The following is a 22,961-nucleotide window of genomic DNA, read 5'->3' as shown; positions in this document are numbered from 1 at the left end:
CGGCGGGAACGGCCGCGCTTGACATACTTCAGGTCGCCAGTGGCCATCAGCTCGTACACAGTGGAGCGGCCGAAGCGGAGGACCTTGGCGGCTTCCTCCGGGGTGTAGAGCAACTGAGTGTGGACCAGTGCGGGGGTACTCATCGGGGCGTACTCCTCCGGTGCTCTGGGGCTCTGGGGGATCCGCAACATCCGCCACGCCGCAACACTGCTGGTCAGCGGCTTGAATCTGTGGCGGATGCCGTTTGTGTTGCGGATAGCTGCCGCCACGCGGGGCGCGCGGCGGCACTGTGGGGTGCGGCTGGTCAGCCGACGCTGCGGAGGGTGCGTGTGTCGGATTCCGCGAACATGTGGCGGGTCTCGGAAGGGGTATCCGCCACAATTTCACCCCCGTTGACCTGCGGTGTTGCGGCTGTTGCGGATGTTGCGGATTCTCCGGGGGGAGGGGGGCAGTAGCGGGCCCACGCGTCGCTGAGATCCTCCGCGTAGTACCCCTTCGGAGTGGTGCTGCCGACGCGGATTCCCTTGGGCTTGATCGGGGTGTTGTCGGGGCGGACGTACTGGCTCAGGAGCTTGGCCATGGCGCGGGCGGTGAGCGGCTTGATCTGCTGCCCGTCCTCGCTCATGTCGGCCCACGGCGCGTCGTCGATGCCGAGCAGGACTTCGAGGATGGCGGCGGTGGGCAGCTTGTCGACTCCGCAGAACACGCGGTCGCGCAGGTCGGTCAGCAGCCGCACCCCGAGGGAGGCCTCGTCGCCTTCCCGCGCGGCCTTGATGAGGGCGACGCAGGCGGAGCGGGCCCGTTCGGGCCAGTGCCCGCCGGCCGCGTCGGCCACCGCGAGCAGGGGTTCCCACACGTCGGCCGGCCGGTCCGTGACGCCCTCGGGCATGTCCGGCCAGGCGTTGGCGATCTGGTCGTGCAGGGGGGCTGCCCAGTCGGCGAGCCGGTCCCGCAGAGCGTGGCCCTGCTTCTCGTGGACGCGGCGCCGGTAGGGCTCGCACTTCTCGTTGGGCGCCTTCTTGCGCATGCGGATGATGACGGACCTGGTCAGGATCGTGTCCGGAAGCGAGCCGAGTCCGGCCATGGCGACCGCGCAGAACGACGGGAGGAACGCGGCCTTCTGGTCGGATCCGTCCCCGATGCAGCGCAGGGACTTGGCGCCGCGCCGGTAGCCGGAGTTGAGGAACCCGCGGACTTCCTCGTTCCCGCCCGCCTTCGGCCCGAACACGGTGTCGATCTCGTCAAACAGCAGCGTCGGGGTGCCCTCGTCAGCCGAGACGAGCCGGAACAGGGCGTTGGCGGACGCGTTGACGGTGGTCGCGGAGCGCGGGGTGAGGGTCTCGATGATCTCCAAGGCCCGTGACTTCCCCGAGCCCGGTTCGGGGCTGAGGAAGGCGATGCGGGCGGTGCCGTCGAGCGCGTCCATCAGGTGCGCGTGCGCGTCCCACAACGCGATGGCGACGTAGGCGTGTTCGGTGGGGAAGACGTTGAAGCGGCGGTGGAAGGCTTCGACCTCGTCGAGCAGGGCCGCGCCGTCGATGGACGGCTCGGGCGGGGTGGTGCTGGTCATGCGGCGGTCCTCCCTTCACAGGGGCGGGGCAGGCTCACGGTGTGGTGAGTCGGCGGGAAGAGCTGAAAGGACGCCCTTCGGGCGGCCTTCTTTCGGCCGCCCACGGCGGTGGCACCCCGGGCGGGCGGGGCGTTGTGCGGCCCGGACGGGGTCAGGGGCAGGCAATCCAGGCGGGGGGAGCGGGAGGTGGTCATGCGGCTTCCCGGGGTGTGGCGTGGGCGAGGATCCACTCCATGGCGCTGCGGATCGTCGTGCGGCACTCGGCAGCCGACAGGCCCGTCGACTCCCCCGCCGCCTGGATTGCCTCTTCGACCGTGTGCCGGGGGATGTGTCCCCAGGCGACGAACCGGGCCACCTTGCACGCGCTCTCGTGCAGCGTGTTGTTGCGCCCCTTGTCTCCGCCCTCGGTGGCCGCGGCCACGACCGCGCATTCGCGTTCCAGCGCGGTGCGGGCGGCCTTGGTGCCGTCCCTGACCGGGGCCAGGGCGGGCGGGTGCGCCGGTTTGGCGGGTTCGGTGAGCAGGTCGGCCAGCCACCCGGGCAGGGGCGCCACGACGGCCGCTTCGGCGACCTCGTAGGCGCCCTGCGGGGTGGTGCTGCCCGCGGCGACCACGTAGCCGCCCCAGGCCCGGGTGTCGATGTGCGGACCGAGCTTCTTCACCGTGCACTTCAGCCGGGCGCCGGGCGGGGTGGTGAAGTACAGGTGCTGGCCCCCGCTGGGGGTCCGCACCCGGTAGGTGAGGGGGAAGGGCTGGCCGGCGCGCTCGCAGAGCGCGTTGAAGGTAGTGGCGCCGTCAGGCGCTCCTTCCTGCTCTTGCGGTTTGGGCACGTCCAGGTCGACCACGAGCAGACCGGCCGGGCCGGTCGCGATCCCCACGTTGTAGGGCCGGTTGGCCCATGCCGCGTGAATCAGGTCGGGGTTAGTGGTGGCGCGCTGTTCCGGGGTGCGGTGCCCGCCCGCACACCGCCCGCTACGCGGGCAGTCGCGTTCCGGGTGGCCGGAAGGCCGTTTGGCGCCCGGGTGCAGGGGGATGACGGGCCAGCCGCGCTCTGCGGACAGCAGGGCGGCGGCGAGCAGGTGCAGGTTGTCCAGGGACACGGTCACCGGTTCGCTCATGCTGCCCACCAGTGGTGGATGCGGGCGGTGTAGGCGTCCAGCGCGCTGTCGAATGCGGTGGGGTCGTCGCTGTCGAGCGAGGCAAGCAGCGCGGCGGCCTCGGGACGGGGCCCGGGGTCGGCAATGCCGTGCAGGGCGCGGGCCAGGTCGTGGAACAGGAACCGGGTCAGGTAGTTGTCCAGCTCGAAGAGGTGCTGAACGAGGGTGTAGGGGGCATCACCGACGGTCAGCAGAGCCAGGACCGTGCTGCCGTCAGACCGGGGCTTGATCCGGTAGAAGACGGCTGTTTCGGGTGCCTCGGTTGGTGGCGGGACGGTGGTCGGGAGGGTCATGCTGGAGTTCTCCAGATCTCTTGGATGGGACTGGACTGCCGGGGCGACCGCGTGTCTTTGGCGAGAGAGGCGGTCGCCCCGGGCGCAGCTAGAACGGGGGTTCGGCGTCCGATCCGGCGGCGGCGGAACCGTTGGCCGTGGCCCACGGGTCGGTGCCGGCCGGGCCGGACTGACCGGTGCGCTTGGCGTTGACGGTGACGGTGGTGAAGCGGACCGACGCGCCGATGTCGTCGACTTCGACGGCGAGCATGGAACGCTTCTCGTTCTGGTCGGTGGTCCAGTCGTGCTGACGCATCCGGCCGGTGGCCACGACCCGCGAGCCCTTGCTCAGGGATTCGGCGACGTGTTCGGCGAGGGTGCGCCAGGCGGCGCAGCGGTAGAAGGCGGTGGTGCCGTCCTTCCACTGGTTCGACGTGCGGTCGAAGCTGCGCGGGGTCACGGCGATCGTGAACTTGGCGAGCGCGGCGCCGCCTTCGGTGAACTTCAGCTCGGGCTCGTCGGTCAGGTTGCCGACGAGGGTGATCGGGGTCTCTCCGAACGACATGCTGATGTCTCCTTGGATGTGAGTTAGGCAGCGTTGAGCAGGGGCTGTTGCCAGGCGGGTATGGCTGCCAGGACGCGGGTTCGCCAGCTCAAGGCGTATTCCAGGCAGTTGGCGCAGTTCTTGTGCGTATGGCCGGCCATCGGGGGTCTCTTGCGGGCGTGATAGCTCCAGGCCGCGGAGTCCGCGGAGGCGAGCAGGTGGCCCACCTTCTCCAGTCCCAGGGTTTTGAAGCCGAAGCCGTGCAGCTTGAAGCCGTGCGCGGCCATCGCGGTGACGATCGCGGCGCCCTTCTGCGTGGACTGGAGCCGGCATACCGAGCCCAGTCCGACGACCGGTTCGGCCCGCAGGTCCACGCCGGCCTTCTCGTACAGCTCCGCGCACCGTTCGTAGGCGGGCACGTTGTCGCCTTGAAGGACGGGAGCGATGCGCAGGTCCGGGGCGCGTGAGCGCAGTTCGAGGAAGTTGGCCACCGTGCGGCGCTGGTGCTCTTCCACGCTGAGATGGGTACCGGCGAACACGTTCGGTCCGGCCGTGCCACCGTGGATGATGAGGTCTTCGCACATCCAGTCCTGCGGGGCGGCCCAGTCGTAGGGGCCGACGCATTCCCAGATGCGGCGCAGGTCGTCAACGTACTGGCGGGGGGTGCGGGTCCACTCGCCGTGGCGCTGGAGCTCCGAGAACCCGCCGGAGTCCACGGCGTACGGGCCGAGCGCGGGAGTCAGTTTGGCCGCCTTCACGAAGTGCTCGGACTTCAGGAACAGCGGCACCCGGGTCAGCCGGACCCAGTGGCGTTTGTGAGTGGTCAGGTAGAAGCGCAAGGCGGCTCCTGCTCAGGTGTGGAGTTCGTTGCGGTTGCGGGCGATCAGCCCGTACGCGGGTGCGGTGATCTGGTTGGTCTCCTGCCGGACGGGTCCGGCGTAGTGGTGGTGCGTTTCCGTGCGGACACCCCGCAGGGAGCGCAGGGCCGATCCGACGGCGGCGACAACGGCGGCCACTCCGGCGATGGGGAGGGTGACGAACAGGACGCTGGTCAACGTGACGGCGGCGAAGCCCTGGCAGGCGAGCCAGATCCCGCAGCCGAGTCCGACGCACGTGGCGCCGACGCCGATACCGGCCACGGCCATGCCCGCGGCCCACGCGGGCACGATCCTGCGGTCGGGCTGCGGGACGGGCGGGGTGGTGCCGTAGGCGGGCAGGGGGCTGGTGTCGCGATAGGCGGTCGGCATCTCGGGGGCGGGCCGGTAGGCGTCGGCGATGATGCGACGCGCTTCCGCGGTGGCTTCGGCGTCACTCATCCGCGGCGGCCAGGCCGCACTGTGGTCGTACTCGGGCATGACAGTGGCTCCTGGCGGGGGTCAGGTGAGGTGGCGGGCGGCGTCGGCGAGCGCGAGGCACATGGCCCGGACGGGTCCGGCGGCGCCGGTGCCCGCGGTGAAGAACCCGAAGAGAAAGAGCACGAGGGCGCTGAACGGGCCGAGGTAGCGGCCGCGCAGCAGGACGAAGGCGAGCACTCCGAAGAGTGCGACGGCGGACAGGGTCACGATCACGAGCGGCCTCCCGGAAAACGAGGCGGGCAGCACCCGGTTGCCGGGTGCTGCCCGCTGGTGGCTTGTCGCGTTGCTTGTCGTCTGTCTTGTCGTGTGGCTTGTCGCTTGTCTTGTCTTGTCGCTTGTCGCCTCCCAGGTCACAAGCCGTTTCCGGACCCGCGGGGGCGGCCGTGGCGGCATGTGTCGGGGTGGCGCGACAAGCGACAAGTGATCACTGCTCGGGGGGTGGTTGGGGTGCGTGGCGGTGGTGGACGTAGCGGGCCTTGGTGCCCTCCCCGACCCGGACGGCAGTGCCGTCCGTGACCCACGTCTTGAGCCAGCCGACGACCGTTTGACGGGTCGTTCCGTACTCGTCGGCGAGTGCGCGGGCGATGGCGGATGCTCCGGTGCCCTCGGTGCCGGCGGCGAGCAGCAGGGCGAGCGCGGCCTGTTGGGCGGGGCTGTCCTGCTCACCCCGAAGAGCCGACAGGTTCAGCCCACCCGAGGCCGGCGGGGCCTGCTCGGTCGGAGCGTGCGGGTCCGCGGCGGTGCCGAACTGCGCGTCGATCTCCGCCCGGAAACGGGCCAGCATCTCGTCTTCCGGCGAGACCTCCCCCGCCCCCGCGTCCAGCGCGGACAGCTTCAGCCCCGACGCCGGTTCGTACGCATCCGCGTCGGTGCCGTTGTCGGGGGTCTGCTCGCGCATCCATGCCGTGCGCTCCGCGTCCCAGCGTCGCGCGTAGGCGGGCCCGGCAGCCTTCACGGACACGTCGTCCAGCGTGGGGTGGCGGTCGGAGGTGGCGGCGATGATGTCCCGGATCTGGTTGGGCAGGATCCGCCACGCCTTGAACAGGGCGGCCGGCGATTCGGGGGTGCCATGAACCCGGCGCCCTTGTAGGGGGCCTGGTCGACGCGCAGGCCGCGGGTGCCGGGGAACATCTTGCTCAGGTCCATGCCCTCGGTCTCACCGCCGGTCAGCGCGACGCGGACTTTGGCCTCCCGGCGGATCATCAGGTTCCCGAGCACGCTGCCGGTCGCCCCCAGCGCGGTGAGGACGGTGCGCAGGCCCATGGCGCGGGCGATGCGGATGACTTCGAGGATCTTCTCCGCCATCTTGCGCATCTGCCGGTCCGGGCTGGCCAGGATCTCCGCGCCCTCGTCGATCACGAGCATGATCTGAGGGATCCGCGAACTGATCGGCAGCAGGTCGGTGTTGGCCCTGGCCAGCAGATCCTGGTAGCCCATCTTGCGCTGCTTCGCGACCCTGACGGCTGTCTCCAGCATGAGCATGGCTTCGTCGAACGTTCCGGCGAGCCAGTCCACGCCCGGCCGCACGGGCTTGCCGTCCTCGGTCTGGATCTGCCCGTTGAGGGCGGGCAGCACCCAGGGCAGGCCGGCGGATCCGGCGTTCAGGTCGATCACCCAGGTCAGCACGTCCTCGGCACGGGCGAACCCGGCGAGGATCGCGTGGACCATGTTGGTCTTGCCCGATCCGGTGGGGCCGACGACCAGGGCGCACTGTTCGCGCAGGTAGGCGAGGATGTTCTCCGCGTTCGTGCGATAGCCCCACGGGATCCCGGACATGACGGAGAGCGGGCTGTAGTCGGTGGGGTAGGTGCGCTCTTCTTCCAGGACGTTGACCGTGGTCACGTCGATGATGACCCGCCCCTGGTGGACGCCGGGGGAGGCGGTGGCGGTGCAGCCGTGGGGGAGGCGCGCGTCCGCGGACAGGCGGGCGGACTCGGAGGCGATTTTGGCGTAGGTGGCGCCGCCGGGCGGGAGTTCGGCGTCGATCGAGAACCCGGTCCCGGTCTCCCACATCTCCACCCCCAGCACCCGCACGGTGATCGAGCACACCCGCTGGATCCGGTCGACCCATTCCGCGGCGATGGCCCGGCGCTCCGCGGACAACTCCGCGGCGATCTGCCGGTGTTCGGCGGCGATGGCTTCCTCTTCGCGGGCCTCTTCGTACAGGGCGGCGCTGCGGGCGGCGGCGCCGATACCGACGCCGACGGTGGCCAGGGATCCCAGCGCGGCCCAGGTCAGCGGGCCGTGGGTCATGGCCCAGGTGGTCCATCCGGCTCCGATGAGCCAGGACGCGGCGCGGGTGGCCAGGGTCCGGCCGGCGTTGCGCACCCGCAGGCCCACAACCGTGTGCCCCAGGGCGCCCGCGGCGCCGACAGCGAGTGCCCAGCCGGGCGGCATGGCAGTGGCGGCGCCGGTGGTGGCGACGGCGAAGGCTCCGGTGGTCGCGGACAGGGCGCCGGTCACGGGTCCGTGACCGGCCGCCCAGTCCAGCACCGGGCCACTACCGGCGTTCTTGGCGGTGGCGGTGCTGCTCATCTCAGACGTTCCAGCCCTTCTCAGCGTCGTGCCCGTTGCGGGGGTCCTCGTGACGGGCGATGTCCTGCTCGTGGACCTGCCGGAACAGCGGACCCATGTCTTCGGCGACCGCAACCGCGCTCATCAGCGCGCCGAAGATGTCGTTGAAGCCGTCCGCGATCTCCTTCTCCAGCGGGAACTCGCTGTCGGAGCGCTCCGCGAGGATCTTCATCACGTTCGCCACGCTGCTCAGCGCGGCCGGGAGCCCCTCGACCATGGCGAGGATCTCCATGGCGTTCTCGGGCTCGTAGGCGTTGGCGGCCTGCTCCATCTCGGCAGCGGCCTCTTCGAACCGGAAACCGGACACGTACTCTCCTTCACTGACCTCGGGACTCGTGCTCGTGGGGACCTTGGTAACGGGTCGTTCGACGCTGTCCGCGATGCCCTCGGTGCCGTCCTCGGTGGCTTCCGCGTCCGCGGCGGCTTCCTGCTCGCGCAGGTCCTCGCGGGTGATCTCGTCCCGTTCGGCGCGCTGCTGCGTGGCGGTGCGGACCATGGCCCAGAACAGGCGGCGGCCGGGGTACATCAGCCACGGGATGTCGAACTTGCGGCCGATCGGGGTGGTCAGGCAGCCCAGCAGGCCCACGGGCAGGGCGAGCAGGGCAGCGAGCAGACGGCGCCCGTGGAAGCGGGCCGCGGAGCGGCGCAGGGCTTTGCGGGCGGCCTTGCGCGCGGGGGCCTTGCGGACCGCGGCACGCTGCGCGGCCACCGTGGCGCCTGCCTTGGCGTCGTGCTTAGCACGCTGTTTGGCGATCGCAGCATCGCGCGCGGTGCGGGCCTTGCGGGCGGCGCCGCCCAGCAGGCGGCCGGTCAGACCGGCACGCTTGCCCAACCCGGACTTGCGGGCGGGGGTGTTGGCGTTGCGGCGGGCGTCGGCGACCGCACGCCGTGCGTTGTTGGTCTGTGCACGCTGTCCGGCCCGAGTCCCGGCGGCGGCCTGTTGCGCGGCTCGCAGGGCCCGTATCTGCCCGACCCTGCCCGCGCCACCGGCCGCGTGCTTGGACGCACCCAGGCCGGTCGTGCCGCGGGTCTTCGAGCCGGTGGCGGTGCTGGCGTGGCGGGCCGCCAGCCCGCCGCGGCGGTGCTGGCCCGGCACACCGCCCGACCTGCCACCCGCGCCACCGGCACGGGAGCCGGCCGAACGGGTTCCGGACCTGCCACCCGCGGTCATCCCGCCCTGGCGCAGGCCCGCGCTACGGGCGGCAGCACGGCCGGCAGTGCGGGCCGCTTGCCTGCGGGTGTCGCGGCGGGCGTTGGGCTTGCGGGAGCGGGTGGCGGCGACGGTGCCGAGGACCACCATGCCGGTGGCGGCGACCATGGCGGCGATCGGGCCGCCGGCCAGGGAAGCGGCGGCGACCATGCCGACGGTGCTGTTCGCCCCGGTCAGGGCGAGCGGGACGACCGGCCACCCACCGGGCGTGTGCTCCACCTCCTTCCCATCCTTCGCCGTGGCCGGCGGAGTCTCGGGCGGCGGGGGCGGTGCGGTCGGTGCCGTCTCGACGGCTACCGGCTCAGTGCTGAGTTCCGTCATGCTGTGAGCACTCCTTTTGGGGAGTAGGGCACAGGCCCGGACGCGTGCTTTGGACGGCTTGGCGTCCGGGCCTGTGCGTGTAAGAAGGTGCTGGTCAGAGCTGGTCAGGCGTCGTCCGCGCGGTCCTGCTCACACGGGTCGCACATCGGTACGCGCCAGTCCTCGTCGTTGACTTCCGCGGCGAACGGGTCCTGCCGGACGCTCACGTCCGGCCCGTCCTCGTTGCAGAATTCGCAGTTCACGGTGCTGCTCCTTGCTCGAATCGGGTGGATGCTGCGTCCGCTCGCCGGGTCTGCCCTGCGGGTCTGCGAGAGTGCCGCTCGTCGGGGCTCACCGGGTCTGCTTCACTGGTGCTCGACTGCTTTCGGCAGTCGCAACGGCGGCCAGCCCAATTCCCGTGGGCTGGCCGTCATTGGTGTGTGCCGGACGCTCGGTTAGGGCTGTGCGTCTTCCGCGTCGATCAGCGCGGCGTACGCCTTGCGCACCCGCTCCTCCTTCGCGGAAAACCCTGCTGCGCGGTACGCGGCCAGGGCCTTGCGGTAGGACAGCGGCGGATTCTCCGAGTGGCGCAGCCACCGCAGCACGGCCGTGAGCTGTTCCTCGGTCAGCGGCTCACCCGGCTGAGGCGTGGCGACACCCGCCACGGCCGCCACCCCGGCCAGCGCCGCCCAGTCGAGCGGGGTGTGTCCCGCACCCTGCGGGGCGGGGAGTTCGGGTGCCGGGGACACGGGGCCGACCTGGAGGGACACGGGGGACACACCCGGGGACACACCCTCCTGTGTCCACTGCCCCAGCACCTGTGCCAGGTCGTCATCCGAGAACAGCGCCGGGACCTCGGGCACGTCGTCGTCGACGGGGTGCTCGGTGGTGAGCTTGGCGAGTTCCTCGGCTGCCTCGTGGCGGACCTTCTGTGCCTTGCCGCGGGCCTTGCGCTCCTCGCGCTCCAGCACGGCCGCGGTCGTGTGCCGGTCGGTCTTGGCGCGGGTGACGGCGCGGCCGATGGCGACCTGGTCCCGGGTGGCACTGCGCACGGCGTCGATCTGCTGCTGCGCACGGGGGGAGATCCGGGTGGACTCGCGTTCCACGGCCATGATGAGGGTGGCTTTGGCGGCGGCGGGCACGACGGCGCCGATGATGGCGACGGCGGGGGTGGCGTACATGAGGCCGTGGGTGAACAGCACGGCGACCGAGGTCACCAGGAACACCCAGCCGAGGACGGCGGGCAGGGTGCCCTTGGAGCCCTGGCGGCGGTGCGCGGTCTCCATGGCCAGCGCGTACAGCCATACCGCGTCGTAGATGCCGGCCACGGTCATGGCGAGTGCGGTCGGTGCCTGGTGGGAGAGGATCTCTCCCACGGCGTAGACGGTCCATCCGAGCGACATGCCGGTCAGGGCGACCGGCAGGCTCCAGTGAGCCGCGCGCCGTAGTACGTGCTTGGCTTCCATGTTTTTCACTCCGTTTCTACTGGTCATCGGGGTAGGCGCAGGGGACGCAGAGCCCCAGCGATGCGGGGATGACGTATCCGGCGTCCGTGCGGCACTTCGGGCAGGTGCGGCGCGCTTTCATCGCGCACTCCAGCGCGCGCCGCCTGGCCGGGGTCATCGGCCGGACCGGCAGGGCTTTGTCGAGTCGGTAGAGGTAGGCGACCAGCGGCCCACGCCGGTAGCGCGGGCGCAGGATCTGCCCTACGACCGGCTGCCCGCCGGGGCGCAGGCCGCGGGCCCGTAACTGCCGTCTGGTCGCGAGCCCGGACGGGGCGCAGCGCCAGGGGTAGGTGGGGATCCCGAACCGGGCGCCGTTCGGGTCGAAGCACTTGCCCCATGACGCCATCAGGCCGCGGCCTTGACCGGCGCGGGGGCGGGTAAGTCGCCGAAGCCAGTCAGGTCCAGCGCGGCGCCCGCGTAGTCGACGGACGCTTTCAGCACGCAGGTGTCGCCGCTCTGCTCGCGGTAGGTGACGTCGTCCGGGGTGATGCCCAGCGCGTGCCGCCAGGTCTCGAAGCCGGCCAGGTCGTCATGGAACCTCAGCCCCAGCCGGTCCGGGAACACAGTCGACAGTTCGATGTGCGGGGCGGGCAGGTGCCCGAAGTCCACGGCGAGCAGGCGCAGCACCCGCAGCGGCACGGCCAGGCCGTCCAGCGTCAGGTCCTGGTTCATGCTGCGGCCCCCCGGCGTACCGGACGGCGGCGGGCGGGGCGAGGCAGCGGGACCACGTTGAACAGCTCCGGGTGGTCGTCGACCACCTGCGCGGCCAGCCGGATCAGGTCGTCCGGCCCGCTCGCGAACTCGGGGTCGGTCAGGATGTCGCGGGCCGCGTCCAGACGCGCCGCACGCTCCACCTCGCTCTCGCCATCGACCCCGAGCCACAGCTCAACCGGGGTGCCGAGGGCGAGTTCGAGGAAATCCTGTGGACTGTCGGCCCGGTGGCCAGACACGAAAGAACGCATGGGAGCTCCCAGCTCGAAGGGAAGGAAGAGGCCGGGCCGCAGAACAGTCGGTCCGGCGTCGGCGGCCACCACCGCGAGCGCGGCGGGCCACAGTGCCCCGGCCGGGAGTCGAACCCAGCCTTACGACCGTCGGGGCGGTTGAAGCAGGTCAGCGGCGGAAGGCCCACCGGGTGAGCGCGGAGAGCTGGTCGGTGACGTCGGTGACGTTGCCGGATTCCAGTTCGTCCGCGCGGTCCTCCAACTGCCGGGCCCGCTGCTCGTTGCCGCGGTCGCGCGCCCACACGGCGGCCTGGCGGTTGTCGTCGGCCTGGCGCCGCATGCGGTCGGTGATCTCGGCCATGTCGGGTTCCTCTCAGGTCTGCGAACAGGTGGCGGTGCGTGCCCCGGGCCGGATTCGATCCGGCGCCCATCACGGCTGGTTACCGGGGCTGTAGAGGTGGTGGTGGGTGTTAGCGGGGCTGCTCGGTCAGGTGAGCCGCGTCCTCGTAGGCGGTGCGGATCTCCTGCTGCTGCCAGGCCAGCTCAGCCGCGGCCGGCACAGGGTCCTGCCGACCGAGGTCAGCGGCCCACGCGTCGGCGCTCGCCTCCAAGTGCCAGGCCGCCGGATCGGTCGCCATCAGCACGCCCCCTCGAACGCGGGGCACGCGACCGTGTGACCGGCCGGGTAGGGGTGCGGGCCACGGGGCCGAGGGGGCAGCGGGTCCTTGGTCTTCTCGTGCTCGGAGCCGGCCATCAACGGCCACCCCGAGCCCGGGCGTTGTCCTCGCTGCGCTTGTTCGCTTCGGCGTTCTTACGCGACAAGTCGTCGCGCTCCTGATCTGTCAGACTCAGCACCACAGATGCCTCCCAACAGGCGTCTGTATGCGGTCCCTCGGGTTGCCCCCCGGGGGATCGCCCTCGTTAGAGTCGGCGGAACTCCGGCTCCCCGCGCCCCCGCCCGTCCAGCACTACGCGAGGCAGGCTGTACGGGCGGGAGAGGCAGCCGGCCGCAACGCGAGGCGCTGCGGAGCCAGGAAGTGGACCGGAGAGTTGAGCGGTCGCCGCCATCCGGTCCGGTGCGGCGGCGACCTTGGTATGTCGTCGGTCCATGACCGACCTCCCGCTGATCGCAGGGATACGGCTTCACCGGCCTGCCGTTGCTGCGGCGGACCGGCCCCGAGCCGAGATACGTCGGGTGCGTCATCGTCACTGCTCTGACGCCAGCAGGGCGGCGCGTACCAGGTGGCGCGCCCGGAGGTCGGTTCCCACCGATCCCCGGGGCGTTTCTCCAGAGCCAGCACGCAAAGAAGTGGCCGCCGGCGGTCTTCACCCATCCGCCACGGGGACGGGGACTCACACCCCGTCGAACTTGACACCCTGTTGAGTTCTCAAGCAACGCATGCGCTTCCTTCGAGCCCCCTTCGGAGCCCTCCGGGCGTCTGTTGCAGTACCTGTTTTACAGGTACTGCATGGTGGTCCGTCAAGTCTGCCGACGGAGCCTCTTGGCTTTGCGCCTGGACTTCTTGGCGCACATTCAGAATCGCCGCAGGTCAGGGGAGTTGGTCACCCCACACGTAGACAGCTAAGGGCCTTCTGGCTACGGTCAAGAAGTCCAAGAAGTCCCTACGGGGGTGCAGATGTCGAACGAGCGTTTACGGTCCGCCCTCCTCGCCCGCGGCATGACCGTGCAGAGCCTCGCCGAAGAGATCGGCGTCATCCCGAAGACCGTCGAGCGATGGATCACGCAGGGCAAAGTGCCGTACCGGCGTCACCAGTACGCAACGGCGGCGGCGCTGAACGTCGACGTGACGACGCTCTGGGATGACGGGCGCGCTGTCGAGACTGCGACGGATCTGACCAAAGCCGAGATTGTCGCTGTCTACCCGCATCGGCACACGGTGCCGTCCGGCCTCTGGCGTGACCTCTACGCGCGGGCACAGAACAACCTGGACGTTCTCGTCTACTCGGGGCTCTTCCTGTCCGAGGATCCCCTGTTCCACGATCTCCTGAAGGGGAAGGTGGAAGGGGCAACCCAGGTGCGCATCCTGCTCGGCGACCCGGACTGTGAAGCCGTCCGTCAGCGCGGCATCGACGAAGGGCACCGGATCATGGACGGCAAGATTCGGAACGCCCTGGTGAACTATCGTCCCCTCGCCGAGAGTCACCCTGAAATCGGCTTCCGACTCCACGCAACGACGCTCTACAACTCCATATACCGGTCCGATGACGAGATGCTCGTCAATCCGCACGTCTACGGCATCGGCGCGTACATGGCACCGGTCTTTCACCTGCGGCGCATGCCGGGCGGCGGCCTGTTCGACACCTACGCGAATAGCATCGAACAGACTTGGGGCGGCGCCCGCCAAGTCACGGACCGAGACTTCACAGGAGCCTGAACATGGGACGCATCGACTACCTGCATGACCCCGACGCCCCGCCGGCCAACTCGGTTGTGCCGTCCGTCGTCGCGTTCGTGCAGAACAACGCGGGTGAGGTGCTGATGATCCGGCGGTCGGACAACGGCCGTTGGGCACTGCCCGGCGGTGGTCACGACGTGGGGGAGTCCATCAGCGACACCGTCGTCCGGGAGGTCTGGGAAGAGACCGGGATCAAGGCGGAAGTCCTGGACATGTCCGGGATCTACACCGACCCGGGGCACGTCATGAAGTACGACGACGGGGAGGTCCGGCAGCAGTTCAGCATCTGCTTCCGGGCCCGTCCGGTCGGCGGTGAGGTGCGTACGAGCAACGAGACGACAGAAGTCCGCTGGGTCACCCCGGCGGACCTGTCTCAACTCGACATCCATCCCACGATGCGGCTCCGTATCGAGCACGCCATGGACCGGGCGCGAACCGCCCCCTACATCGGCTGACGCTTGGCGGCGGCCACCCGTTCGAGCACTCGCGAAGTGCTGGCGAGGATCTCCGGTTCGGCTCGCCGGATGAACGTCCCGATCAGGCTGCCGGGCCCGTACCGTCCGGTGATCTCGTTCACCCGGTCGATCGGGTTCGTGGGCGTGCCGTCCGGTGTGGTGTTCATGTCGCAGAAGCACAGCGCGTCATTGAGGTGCGCGTGTTCGCGGTGAAACTCGCCCTCCAGCTCGTCACGCAAGCCTCGCGCGTCCGCCTCCATCCATGAACACGAGTGGTACGCAACGAGGTTGATGACTCGCTCGTCAGCCTTGGCGACGTCTCGGAGGTAGCGGGCGCCGTCAAGCGGGTGAAAGCCGGTCTTGGCAAGGTCGGGGGAGTACCCGATGTCATGCAGGACGGCCGCGGCTTCGAGCAACGCGGCGTCCTCCCCGAGGATGGGCGCGATCGTGCGGGCCCGTTCGGCGACGCCCTGCGAGTGCCGCCATCGGCGCGGCAGCGGCTCAGCCAACAACGACTCGGCCAGGGGATATGCCCACTCCGTCAACTCCGACAAGCTAGGAACGCTCCTCTCGAATCGGCACGGCGCGGACTGTCCGCACCTTGCCCTGCCCCTCGCTCGCCAGCACGCCGGCAGACTCCATCTTGTCCAAAGCCTTGGTCACTGTGGGGCGTGAGACCCCGAACCGCGTAGCCAGCACGGAGGCACTGGGGAACGCTTCCCCTACTTGCAGCTTCTCAGCCGTGATGATGTCCGTGATCTGCTGTTCCAGCGGACGCCGGTCCACAGGGGCGCCGGGTCGTACTACTCGCCAGCGCCCGCCCCTTGCCGGTTCGGCCACGCCTTCCTGACGCAGGACGCCGAACGCGCGGACTGCGACCCCCCGCGAGACCTCGTGATCGCGCATGATCTCTGCCAGTGACGGCAGCTCCGTCATGCTCGGGTCATCCTCGATCTGCCTTTTCACCGCGTCGGCAATCTTCAGGAAGGTTCCCCGAGGGTTGGCCTGCTGCGACACCCGCTCTCCCTCTCCGTTTGCTCGTCGTAGGTACCAGCCTCGCATGCTGTGTATGGGAAGAGGTACCCCGCTCCACTGCTTCCCTGGAAGCCCTGCGGAAGTACCTCGACCTGCGGGATCTTGGCTTGATGGATGGTGGAATAGCGACACTGTGGGCGGCTGTGATCGGCCTAGTAACAGGTGGCGGGAGCGCGCTCCTGACCGGTGTTCTGGCGTACAAGGCGGGCCGTCGCCAAGTCAGTGACCAAGGGTTGTCAACACACCGCCTGTGGCTGTGTCAGCAGCGCCAGGAAGTCTATGTGGGCTATTTGGGAGCCTGCGACGCCTTCATCGAGGCTCTCGACAACTGCTTTCTAGCCCTCGGAACTGCCGAAGCTACAAACGATCTCTCGTTCTATGAGGGAGCCACTGAGTGTGTCGACATAGAGGTGTACCTCACGGCGCAGGCGCGGGAGGGGGACATGGACCATCATCTCGGCAGGATGCTGATGCTGGGACCTGCAAGGGTCTCGGAGCAGGCGAATACCTTGCGGGCAGCCGCGCTCGCTGCTCGGAAGGACTTGGGCCACCTGACGGAAGCCCTGATCCCCGACGCATCCCCGCCCCCCGAACTCGAACCACATGATGACTGGTGGTCCAAGGTCGACCGCGCAAGAGATCAGGTTGTTGCGAGCCGTGCAGGCTTCGTCTCAGTTGCCCACGCAACACTCACCGATCCCCGGGAATTGAGCTGGGCGTGACGGTCTCAGTTACGGTCTCAATCGGTACCGAATCCACCCTCGTCCGCCGCTGTCTACTGGCGTCTGGAAGTGCCTCTGAGCACGCGTGATGTCCGCTGCCCGTACGTCTGCGGACGTCCCCGGACCAAGATCGGACAACTCGTAATGCGTAGGTCTCGGGTTCGAATCCCGAAAGCGGCTCCACGGAAGGCCAGGTCAGACTCTGTCTGACCTGGTTTTTTCGCGTTCCCTTGATCGGCTCGCGGTCTATACCACTGCCCTGTGAGGCTCATACGACGGCTAGATGGGTCCGAGGTGGGCCCGGGAGGGCCTTACGCATTTGTAATGCGTAGGTCTCGGGTTTGAATCCCGAAAGCGGCTCCACTGAAACCCAGCTCATGGCACTGTCTGAGCTAGGTTTTCTCGTTCAGCGGATGCGGCGGCGACGCTGCGCGCGGGCGGCGCGGCTGTCGCCGGTCTCAGTTCTGGTCTCAGTTGGGGGTTCCGGCGCGGGGTCGGCGGGGACCGGGCGGGCATGTAGTGGTCGCCCATGCGCCACATCGCGTCCTTCGAGAGATGCGACCGACCCTGTACGTACCGCCGGATCTGACTGATCTGGGTGTGCCGGAGAATCTCCACGATCGTGGGCATGTCGACCCCGAGTTCGTTCAGGATCGTGCCGGCGGTTTGACGGCTGCCGTCGTAGAGGCGGCGGTCGTCGATCCCGGCTTCCGCCAGCAGCTCCTTGAAATTCTCCCAGTCCTGCCGGGGTAGATGGGTCGGTTGGCGACCGCACCGTCGCGGATCTGACCTTCACGTTCACGCAGTCGATAAAGACGACCGGGTAGGCGCTGTCCAAAGGACAGTTCTGCCATTCCGCCATGCCGGCCATCACGCTGTCGGTGATCGTGAAGATCGTGGACTTGGAGATCTCCACCCCGTACACCTCGGCGAGATGCGCGAAGATCTCCCATGCGTCAGCCCTTTGGTCGACAGCCACAGGACCATCTAATAGCTCGTCGGTGGGCCTGTGCGTGAGAGTGCAAGGGCTCCCGAGCCGTGCGATGCAGGCCTACCGCCGTTCCGGGACGAAGATCCCCAGGGCTAGACCGGCCACATCCACGGCGGCGTCGCCTGGCGGAGGCCTGAGGACCATTCGGGATGTGATCCCCGAGACGAGACAGGCCCTGCCCGGCGCCGCTTGCTGCGGCGGTTTCATGTCCTCAGCCCGCCGACAGGGGCCGACCTCTCAGACGTTCGCGAGCCGAGAGCTCTCCAGCAGACCGAGGTCGCTGCCGGTCGCTGGAGACACGAACGGCTCATGAGATGGCGTGCCCCGAGCACTTCTATTAGAGCGCCGCGTGCTCCGCACGGACTCGCGCACACGCGCCGACGAGCGAGGAGAGAGGGAACGTTGACCATGATGTTCTGCGGCATCGACTGGGCGGAAAGCCACCACGACATAGCGCTGGTCGACGAGGCCGGCGACCAGGTGGCCAAACTGCGGATCAGCGACGACAGTGCAGGCTTCCATGCTCTGCTGGAGCTGCTGGCTCGCCATGGCGACTGCCCGGAGGATCCAATCCCCGTGGCCATCGAGACGCCCCGGGGCCTGCTGGTCGCCTGCCTGCGCGCCACCGGCCGCAAGGTCTATGCGATCAACCCGCTGGCCGCGGCCCGCTACCGGGACCGCGGCAGCGTCTCCCGCGCGAAGTCTGACGCCGCCGACGCCCGCGTCCTGGCCAACATCCTGCGTACCGACATCAAGGCTCACCGCCCGCTGCCCGCCGACAGCGAACTCGGTCAGGCCATCGCCGTGCTCGCCCGCGCCCACCAGGACGCGATCTGGGACAAGGGACAGCTGGTCAACCGGCTCCGCTCCCACCTGCGCGAGTACTACCCGGCCGCGCTCATGGCCTTCCACGGCAGCGGCAAGCTCGGCCTGGACTCCGCCCACGCCCGCGTCATGCTCGCTGCGGCACCGACCCCGGCCGACGCTGCCAAGCTCACCCGAAGCCAGCTCCGCGCGCTGCTCAACCGGGCCGGGCGCCTACGCCGCTCGCTCGACGACGAGGTCGAACGCCTGCGGGAGATCTTCCGTTCGGAGCAGATGCGGCAACTGCCACTGGTCGAGCAGGCCATGGGCCACCAGACCACGGCCCTTCTGCAGCAACTCAATGCCGCCTGCAGGAGCAGCGACGACCTCGCCGACGCCACCGAGGCAGCCTTCCTGTCCCACCCGGACGCTCAGATCATCACTAGCCTGCCCGGCCTGTCGGTGATGTCCGGTGCGCGGGTGCTGGCCGAGATCGGCGACGACCGCACCCGCTTCGCCGACGCCAAGGCTCTCAAGGCCTACGCCGGCGCCGCACCGGTCACGCGGGCATCAGGCCGTAGCCGCATGGTGGTCGCTCGCACCGTCAAGAACCGGCGTCTGGCCGCCGTCGGCTACATGTGGGCCTTTGCTGCCCTGCGATCGGCAGAGCCACGCAGCCACTACGACCGCCGCCGGGACACCGGTGAACGGCACACCGCAGCCCTGCGAAACCTGTTCAACAAGCTCCTGGGCTGCCTCTACCACTGCCTGCAAGCGCGCACCCTCTACGACCCCGAGCGTGCTTTCGGGCGTTCCCTCGCGCTGGCTGCATAGCGAACTGTTCGACCTGCACGACACACCGGCCCCCGTCGTTGACGAGCGCGCGGTCAGCAGACCCACGGCCCAGGGAGCTCTGCACGAATGGTTTCGAGATCGGCAGGCGTGCGTCCACGCGCGTGAATCCAAGACTGGTCCTCGATGCCGTCCCGGCGGATCAGCCGGCCGGGAGCCGCGTACCAGCGCACCGGCGAGTCGTCTTTGCTCGCCCACATGGGATGGTCAGGTAGGTCCACCCGCGCATAGCGAGCGTGAAGGTTCGGCATCAGTGTGTCCGGGAGCTCGCAGGCGTCGTAGAGGCTGCCCGCCCCGAAGAGCGACTCGCTCAGGACGAGTTCCACCCAGGCCAAGGACATCCGATCGAGGAAGGGAATCCAGCCCTCGTGTGATTCCACCACCACCGGCGGATCCTCCTGCTCGATCTCGTCCAGCCACCGTTCAAGGCGTCATCGACGTAGAGCTCAGTCGGCCGGACCAGAGGATCCTGCTGTCGGGTCAGGTCGTCCCGTCGACCGAAGAGCGCAAAACCCTCACGCAGGGCAGCCGGCAGCTCGAAGCCCAGATCAGCCTTCGCAGCCGCCAACTCGTCTTCGACGCACCCGGCTTCCAACCGCAGGGGGCAATCCATCCATGCGTCGGCGTACCAGCGCACGAAGTCCCACGCTTGCGAGCGAGTTTGCACCCCGCCTCGCAGCACCACCGACACGTCAAGGCCGTCCAGCATGCCGAGGACGCTACCGCCTCTCACGACGACCCGACCGTGCGGGAGGCACGAGCGGCCCAGTCTCATGATCGTTCGCGACTCGACTTGACCCACCGACGACATGAGATGTCTCGTCCACCCCGCCCTGCCGTCGCTGCCGCTTCCTGACCAGCTGGGGCTCGAAGGACCCGGCCCGGTCCCGCGGCACTTGGATCTCGACCGGCCCCGACTCTGTGATCACCGTCTTGGAGCGGTGCCCGGTGCGGTAGTCGTCCCGGCCGCCCTCGGCCCCGCTCACCGGGGCTCGTGCCCCAGCGCGGAGGTCGAAGCGCAGGTGGGGGATGTGGCGGCTGCTCATCGTGGTCACCCGGCGCTCCCGGGGTTCTCCAGATGCCTCAGAGTGTCTCGTTTTCCTGCTGCGGCCTGGTTCGTCTCCATAGGCCGCGAGACGCACGCCGTTCGCAGCAGCATGACCACCCGCCTCCCAGTCCTTCGAGGGCTGCCGATGCACCTCCGAGATCAATATATCGAACACAAATCGAACATCGCGAGGAACTCGATATTGCGCAAGCGGCTAACCGGGAACTGAACCAGGCCCGCTCACGCCAACTGCGCGGCCGCGGCGTCCTAAGCAGCACCGTCTGTTTCAGCGGCCCGCTCGTCAGCGCGCGGTGTAGTCCGCGGCGAGCCGGTCGAGGAACGTCATGAGCTTGGCGTTCATCTCGGTGTAGTCGTTGGCGCGCAGCTGGTCGGGCTGCTGGACAAATGGCCGGTCGGTGAGCGCGGCCAGTTCCTTCTCGCCGTGCTCGATCAGGGCCTCGATGCAGTCGGGGGTGAACTCCATGTGGCACTGGAAGGCATACACGTAGCGGCTGTAGGCGACGATCTGGCGGGGGCATCCGGCGCTGGTGGCCAGCACGGTCGCGTGGTCGGTGAGGCCCGGCATGTCGTTGTGCCAGTGGCCGGTGTGGAAGGAGTCCCCGAAGCCTGCGAGGAAGGGGTGCTCGCGGCCGGCGTCGGTGAGTGTGACGGGGAAGGATCCGATCTCCGTGTTCGGGCTGGGCGCCCAGGCGGCGCCGAGGGACTCACCGACGAGCTGGGCGCCGAGGCAGATACCGATGACGGCCTTGTCCGCCTCGATACAGGAGGAGATGAGGGCCTTCTCCGCGGCGGCGTCGAAGTGCGCGCACTCCTCGACGGTGGTGCTGGGCTGCTGGGGGCCGCCCATCACGATCAGCAGGTCGATGTCCTGTCCGGACGCGGGCAGCGCGTCCCCCTGGTAGACCCGCGAGAAGCTGAGGTCGTGGCCCCGGGCTCCGGCCCAGTCCTCGAAGGCCCCCGGGGCCTCGAACGCCTCGTGGACGACGATGTGGGTACGCATGACTGTGCTGGCCTTTCGGTCTGTGTGTGTGATGGGAGCGGTGCGCTGCGGTAGCTCATGCCGCCGACGGCATGGCAGGGCCGGGTCAGGTGGGGTGGACGGGGAGGACGGCGGCGAGGTCGTCGGTGAACTCGCGGGCCTGCTGCCTGGTGAGCGTGGAGGTGGTTACCCGGATCTCCTGGCTGGTGCCGGTCTTGGCCGCGAAGAGGTGGCCGGGCTGGACTGCCCACCCTCGTCGTGCCAGTGCATCCGCGATGGGGCGGGCCCCCGTGCCCAGCGGCACCCAGACGTTCAGGCCGTCCGGCCGGTAGCCGGGCGGACGGCCGATGCCCCGCTCAGCCAGCTCGGCCAGCAGCAACGCGCTGCGCTCGGCATAGGCGTCGCGCGCGCGGGCGGTCAGCTCGTGCACCTGCGGATCACTCACGAGCCGGTACACCGTGTGCTGCAGCAGTCGGCTCACCCACGTCGTCCCAGTGTTCAGCCGCGTCTGCAGGCGCTCGGCGCTCTCCTCGTCCGTCGCGACGAGCGCGAGCCGAAGATCCGGCCCGAGGAACTTCGACACCGAGCGCACCAGCGCCCACCGGGAGACCTCGGACGGCGTGATCCGGTGGTACGGCGCGTTGGAGACGGCCCAGAAGTGGTCGTCCTCGATGACCAGGACCTGGGGATGCGCCGCAAGGACCGACCGCAGTTCGGCGGCGCGCTCGCCGGTGACGCTCACACCGGTCGGGTTGTGGGCCCGGGGCGTGCACACCACCGCCCGTACCCCGCCCTCCAACGCCGCCCGCAGGGCCTCCGGCCGCATCCCTGCCTCGTCGACCGGGACCGCGACGGTGCGCAGGCCGTTCAGCCGCAGGGTACCGATACTGGCCAGGAAACACGGATCCTCCACCGCGACCGCGTCGCCCCGGGTGAGATATGCGGTCAGCAGCCGCTCCGTGGCGTCGACCGCGCCGTGCGTGACCAGAATCCGGAAGCCGTCCGTGGCCACGTCCGGCGCGAACTGTTCGGCCGCGCAGCTGGCGAGGTCCGGATCGACCGACGGTGCGCCGTAGAACGCGGGCCGGTAGTCACCGCTCCGGAGCGCCTGCAGTGCATCGGGGATCAGTTCCGGATCGGGGTTGCCGCTGGCAAGATCGATCAGGCGGCCGCCGAACCACGCGCCTTCGCTGGCCAGTTGCGGCACCCCTGTCACGACAGTCCCGCCGCGGCCGCGGGTCTCCGCCTCGCCGGCAGCCACCAGCTGGCGGTACGCCGAGGCCACCGTGTTCCGGTTCACCCCCAGCTCCTCGGCCAGCTTGCGCACCGGCGGGAGCAGGTCCTGCGGCGCCAGCCGACCCGACGCGATCAGGTCCCGCACACTGCTCGCGATCTCTGTCGCCGTCATCCCGCTGATTTGCACCGAGCACCACCTCCGCCCACGACCATAACGTTCGGCATAGGCCATAAGAAATATGTCCTATGCCAAAGAAGGGAGCTCCCGACCGTGCCTGACCAGCGAGCCGTTCATCCGGGCGACTCAACCGCGGCTACGTCAGGCCGGCTCTCAGGCGCCCTGGGAGGTAGGGAATACCTCGTCGACGGCACGGTGGGAGTTGGCGCGTCCACGACCTGATGCGCACCCCACTCCCGGATCTGAGGTGGGGAGATCATCAGAGCCCGTGTGCCCGTCTGCTGAGCACCCGGTGGGATTCCCCTGGGTTCAGAGGTGAGCCCAAAAGCCGCCACGAGATGATCTTGGAGTCCTGAAGGTGGCTGCTCAGGATGCGGTAGGCGGCGCGCGGGCGAGCGGCGCCAGGTTTCCGTACGGGGCGGCGTACAGGGCGACTGCGAATTCACGGCCCCGGCCCTCGACTCCCTCGCCTCAAGCCCGTTCACGGCGGCTCGCCCCGGATGCACCGCTCCACCGGGCGAGGCGTCTGCGCGCGATGGCCCCACAGGGGGAGGGCTGCCAGGTCGTGGTCCTGTGGGTCTTGCGCGAGAACCATCGTTCCCGTACGGTTCTGCTTATGGAGAGAACGTTCGTTCTCGCGACAGTGCACCCACGCCAACGGAACCCACACCCTGCCGGCGGCGATGCCGCACAGACCCGAAGGAAGCGACATGAGTCACGAACCGCGCCCCCCGTTCCCGCCGTTCACCCGGGAGACCGCCATCCAGAAAGTCCGCCTGGCGGAAGACGGCTGGAA

The 22,961-nt window shown here is 69.3% G+C and carries 25 protein-coding genes and 4 pseudogenes; 4 read left to right on the top strand and 25 right to left on the bottom strand.

Annotation, left to right across the window (positions count from 1 at the left end; translation table 11 throughout):
* The 17 genes and pseudogenes from JF597_RS46600 to JF597_RS46520 form a co-directional block, all read right to left on the bottom strand.
* Nucleotides 1-143: helix-turn-helix domain-containing protein (locus JF597_RS46600; protein ID WP_294011307.1), on the bottom strand; the 143-nt coding region annotated here is incomplete at its 3' end.
* A gap of 161 nt (nt 144-304) precedes the next feature.
* Entirely contained in the window at nt 305-1,570 is a 1,266-nt protein-coding gene (locus JF597_RS46595) for a DUF3631 domain-containing protein (RefSeq protein ID WP_294011303.1), read from the bottom strand.
* A gap of 190 nt (nt 1,571-1,760) precedes the next feature.
* Nucleotides 1,761-2,687, bottom strand: coding sequence for a bifunctional DNA primase/polymerase (locus tag JF597_RS46590; RefSeq protein WP_294011301.1), 927 nt, complete (start codon nt 2,685-2,687; stop codon nt 1,761-1,763).
* Entirely contained in the window at nt 2,684-3,019 is a 336-nt protein-coding gene (locus JF597_RS46585) for a hypothetical protein (RefSeq protein WP_294011299.1), read from the bottom strand. The genes JF597_RS46590 and JF597_RS46585 overlap by 4 nt, the downstream gene beginning before the upstream one ends.
* 88 nt (nt 3,020-3,107) lie before the next feature.
* Nucleotides 3,108-3,563: a single-stranded DNA-binding protein gene (gene ssb, locus JF597_RS46580; RefSeq protein ID WP_294011297.1), complete on the bottom strand. Its 456-nt coding sequence runs from the start codon at nt 3,561-3,563 to the stop codon at nt 3,108-3,110.
* Between the two features lie 23 nt (nt 3,564-3,586).
* Entirely contained in the window at nt 3,587-4,381 is a 795-nt protein-coding gene (locus JF597_RS46575; RefSeq protein ID WP_294011295.1) for a hypothetical protein, read from the bottom strand.
* A gap of 12 nt (nt 4,382-4,393) precedes the next feature.
* Nucleotides 4,394-4,897, bottom strand: a complete 504-nt coding sequence (locus JF597_RS46570) for a hypothetical protein (RefSeq protein WP_294011293.1) — start codon at nt 4,895-4,897, stop codon at nt 4,394-4,396.
* A 21-nt stretch (nt 4,898-4,918) separates the two neighbouring features.
* Nucleotides 4,919-5,110, bottom strand: a complete 192-nt coding sequence (locus JF597_RS46565) for a hypothetical protein (protein WP_294011291.1) — start codon at nt 5,108-5,110, stop codon at nt 4,919-4,921.
* 211 nt (nt 5,111-5,321) lie between these two features.
* Nucleotides 5,322-7,432, bottom strand: a pseudogene (locus JF597_RS46560) (hypothetical protein).
* A 1-nt stretch (nt 7,433) separates the two neighbouring features.
* The gene (locus JF597_RS46555) at nt 7,434-9,002 is read right to left on the bottom strand and encodes a hypothetical protein (protein WP_294011289.1); all 1,569 of its coding nucleotides are present in this window, start codon (nt 9,000-9,002) and stop codon (nt 7,434-7,436) included.
* A gap of 104 nt (nt 9,003-9,106) precedes the next feature.
* Nucleotides 9,107-9,244, bottom strand: coding sequence for a hypothetical protein (locus JF597_RS46550; protein ID WP_294011287.1), 138 nt, complete (start codon nt 9,242-9,244; stop codon nt 9,107-9,109).
* A 192-nt stretch (nt 9,245-9,436) separates the two neighbouring features.
* Nucleotides 9,437-10,447: a hypothetical protein gene (locus JF597_RS46545; RefSeq protein WP_294011285.1), complete on the bottom strand. Its 1,011-nt coding sequence runs from the start codon at nt 10,445-10,447 to the stop codon at nt 9,437-9,439.
* Between the two features lie 16 nt (nt 10,448-10,463).
* A complete protein-coding gene (locus JF597_RS46540) occupies nt 10,464-10,832 on the bottom strand; it encodes an RRQRL motif-containing zinc-binding protein (protein WP_294011283.1) in 369 nt (122 codons plus the stop codon).
* On the bottom strand, nt 10,832-11,158 hold the full coding sequence (locus JF597_RS46535; protein ID WP_294011282.1) for a hypothetical protein: 327 nt from the start codon (nt 11,156-11,158) through the stop codon (nt 10,832-10,834). Before JF597_RS46535 ends, JF597_RS46540 begins: the two co-directional genes overlap by 1 nt.
* Nucleotides 11,155-11,448: a hypothetical protein gene (locus JF597_RS46530; protein ID WP_294011280.1), complete on the bottom strand. Its 294-nt coding sequence runs from the start codon at nt 11,446-11,448 to the stop codon at nt 11,155-11,157. The genes JF597_RS46535 and JF597_RS46530 overlap by 4 nt, the downstream gene beginning before the upstream one ends.
* A gap of 148 nt (nt 11,449-11,596) precedes the next feature.
* Complete coding sequence (locus tag JF597_RS46525; RefSeq protein WP_294011278.1) at nt 11,597-11,788, bottom strand: hypothetical protein; 192 nt, start codon at nt 11,786-11,788, stop codon at nt 11,597-11,599.
* A gap of 109 nt (nt 11,789-11,897) precedes the next feature.
* Nucleotides 11,898-12,065, bottom strand: a complete 168-nt coding sequence (locus JF597_RS46520; protein ID WP_294011276.1) for a hypothetical protein — start codon at nt 12,063-12,065, stop codon at nt 11,898-11,900.
* Nucleotides 12,066-13,064: 999 nt separating this feature from the next.
* On the opposite strand from JF597_RS46520, the gene JF597_RS46515 reads away from it, so the two are divergent.
* A complete protein-coding gene (locus JF597_RS46515) occupies nt 13,065-13,823 on the top strand; it encodes a helix-turn-helix transcriptional regulator (protein WP_294011274.1) in 759 nt (252 codons plus the stop codon).
* Nucleotides 13,824-13,825: 2 nt separating this feature from the next.
* A complete protein-coding gene (locus JF597_RS46510) occupies nt 13,826-14,299 on the top strand; it encodes an NUDIX domain-containing protein (RefSeq protein ID WP_294011272.1) in 474 nt (157 codons plus the stop codon).
* On the opposite strand, the gene JF597_RS46505 is transcribed toward JF597_RS46510, so the two are convergent.
* A complete protein-coding gene (locus JF597_RS46505; RefSeq protein WP_294011270.1) occupies nt 14,287-14,853 on the bottom strand; it encodes an HD domain-containing protein in 567 nt (188 codons plus the stop codon). The genes JF597_RS46510 and JF597_RS46505 overlap by 13 nt on opposite strands.
* A gap of 1 nt (nt 14,854) precedes the next feature.
* The gene (locus JF597_RS46500) at nt 14,855-15,316 is read right to left on the bottom strand and encodes a GntR family transcriptional regulator (RefSeq protein ID WP_294011268.1); all 462 of its coding nucleotides are present in this window, start codon (nt 15,314-15,316) and stop codon (nt 14,855-14,857) included.
* A gap of 17 nt (nt 15,317-15,333) precedes the next feature.
* On the opposite strand from JF597_RS46500, the gene JF597_RS46495 reads away from it, so the two are divergent.
* Complete coding sequence (locus JF597_RS46495; protein WP_294011266.1) at nt 15,334-16,056, top strand: hypothetical protein; 723 nt, start codon at nt 15,334-15,336, stop codon at nt 16,054-16,056.
* Between the two features lie 406 nt (nt 16,057-16,462).
* Here JF597_RS46495 and JF597_RS46490 read toward each other — a convergent pair.
* Together JF597_RS46490 and JF597_RS46485 are read right to left on the bottom strand one after the other, a co-directional pair.
* Nucleotides 16,463-16,806, bottom strand: a pseudogene (locus JF597_RS46490) (tyrosine-type recombinase/integrase); the annotation flags it as partial.
* A pseudogene (locus JF597_RS46485) lies at nt 16,806-17,043 on the bottom strand (transposase); the annotation flags it as partial. The pseudogenes JF597_RS46485 and JF597_RS46490, both read right to left, overlap by 1 nt.
* Nucleotides 17,044-17,458: 415 nt before the next feature.
* Between JF597_RS46485 and JF597_RS46480 the strand changes: the two are divergent.
* Complete coding sequence (locus JF597_RS46480) at nt 17,459-18,685, top strand: IS110 family transposase (RefSeq protein ID WP_294011305.1); 1,227 nt, start codon at nt 17,459-17,461, stop codon at nt 18,683-18,685.
* A gap of 53 nt (nt 18,686-18,738) precedes the next feature.
* On the opposite strand, the gene JF597_RS46475 is transcribed toward JF597_RS46480, so the two are convergent.
* The 4 genes and pseudogenes from JF597_RS46475 to JF597_RS46460 form a co-directional block, all read right to left on the bottom strand.
* On the bottom strand, nt 18,739-19,089 hold the full coding sequence (locus JF597_RS46475) for a hypothetical protein (protein ID WP_294011264.1): 351 nt from the start codon (nt 19,087-19,089) through the stop codon (nt 18,739-18,741).
* A 432-nt stretch (nt 19,090-19,521) separates the two neighbouring features.
* Nucleotides 19,522-19,662 (bottom strand): annotated as a pseudogene (locus JF597_RS46470) (transposase); the annotation flags it as partial.
* 390 nt (nt 19,663-20,052) lie between these two features.
* Nucleotides 20,053-20,772, bottom strand: coding sequence for a hypothetical protein (locus JF597_RS46465; protein ID WP_294011262.1), 720 nt, complete (start codon nt 20,770-20,772; stop codon nt 20,053-20,055).
* Nucleotides 20,773-20,857: 85 nt separating this feature from the next.
* The gene (locus JF597_RS46460) at nt 20,858-22,159 is read right to left on the bottom strand and encodes an aminotransferase class I/II-fold pyridoxal phosphate-dependent enzyme (RefSeq protein WP_294011260.1); all 1,302 of its coding nucleotides are present in this window, start codon (nt 22,157-22,159) and stop codon (nt 20,858-20,860) included.
* Nucleotides 22,160-22,961: the final 802 nt, after the last annotated feature.

The organism is Streptomyces sp. (assembly GCF_019510245.1).
Lineage (GTDB): Bacteria > Actinomycetota > Actinomycetes > Streptomycetales > Streptomycetaceae > Streptomyces.
The sequence above is the reverse complement of the archived record's forward strand: the minus strand, read 5'-3'. Positions and strand labels throughout refer to the sequence as shown.

Bases quoted from the DNA above. Each gene is read 5' to 3' on its own strand.
- JF597_RS46525 (WP_294011278.1), bottom strand. From the start codon at position 11,788: ATGGCCGAGATCACCGACCGCATGCGGCGCCAGGCCGACGACAACCGC.
- ssb (WP_294011297.1), bottom strand. From the start codon at position 3,563: ATGTCGTTCGGAGAGACCCCGATCACCCTCGTCGGCAACCTGACCGAC.
- JF597_RS46570 (WP_294011293.1), bottom strand. From the start codon at position 4,897: ATGCCCGAGTACGACCACAGTGCGGCCTGGCCGCCGCGGATGAGTGAC.
- JF597_RS46540 (WP_294011283.1), bottom strand. From the start codon at position 10,832: ATGGCGTCATGGGGCAAGTGCTTCGACCCGAACGGCGCCCGGTTCGGG.
- JF597_RS46465 (WP_294011262.1), bottom strand. From the start codon at position 20,772: ATGCGTACCCACATCGTCGTCCACGAGGCGTTCGAGGCCCCGGGGGCC.
- JF597_RS46590 (WP_294011301.1), bottom strand. From the start codon at position 2,687: ATGAGCGAACCGGTGACCGTGTCCCTGGACAACCTGCACCTGCTCGCC.
- JF597_RS46555 (WP_294011289.1), bottom strand. From the start codon at position 9,002: ATGACGGAACTCAGCACTGAGCCGGTAGCCGTCGAGACGGCACCGACC.
- JF597_RS46535 (WP_294011282.1), bottom strand. From the start codon at position 11,158: ATGAACCAGGACCTGACGCTGGACGGCCTGGCCGTGCCGCTGCGGGTG.
- JF597_RS46585 (WP_294011299.1), bottom strand. From the start codon at position 3,019: ATGACCCTCCCGACCACCGTCCCGCCACCAACCGAGGCACCCGAAACA.
- JF597_RS46480 (WP_294011305.1), top strand. From the start codon at position 17,459: ATGTTCTGCGGCATCGACTGGGCGGAAAGCCACCACGACATAGCGCTG.
- JF597_RS46530 (WP_294011280.1), bottom strand. From the start codon at position 11,448: ATGCGTTCTTTCGTGTCTGGCCACCGGGCCGACAGTCCACAGGATTTC.
- JF597_RS46520 (WP_294011276.1), bottom strand. From the start codon at position 12,065: ATGGCGACCGATCCGGCGGCCTGGCACTTGGAGGCGAGCGCCGACGCG.
- JF597_RS46460 (WP_294011260.1), bottom strand. From the start codon at position 22,159: ATGACGGCGACAGAGATCGCGAGCAGTGTGCGGGACCTGATCGCGTCG.
- JF597_RS46595 (WP_294011303.1), bottom strand. From the start codon at position 1,570: ATGACCAGCACCACCCCGCCCGAGCCGTCCATCGACGGCGCGGCCCTG.
- JF597_RS46515 (WP_294011274.1), top strand. From the start codon at position 13,065: ATGTCGAACGAGCGTTTACGGTCCGCCCTCCTCGCCCGCGGCATGACC.
- JF597_RS46545 (WP_294011285.1), bottom strand. From the start codon at position 10,447: ATGGAAGCCAAGCACGTACTACGGCGCGCGGCTCACTGGAGCCTGCCG.
- JF597_RS46510 (WP_294011272.1), top strand. From the start codon at position 13,826: ATGGGACGCATCGACTACCTGCATGACCCCGACGCCCCGCCGGCCAAC.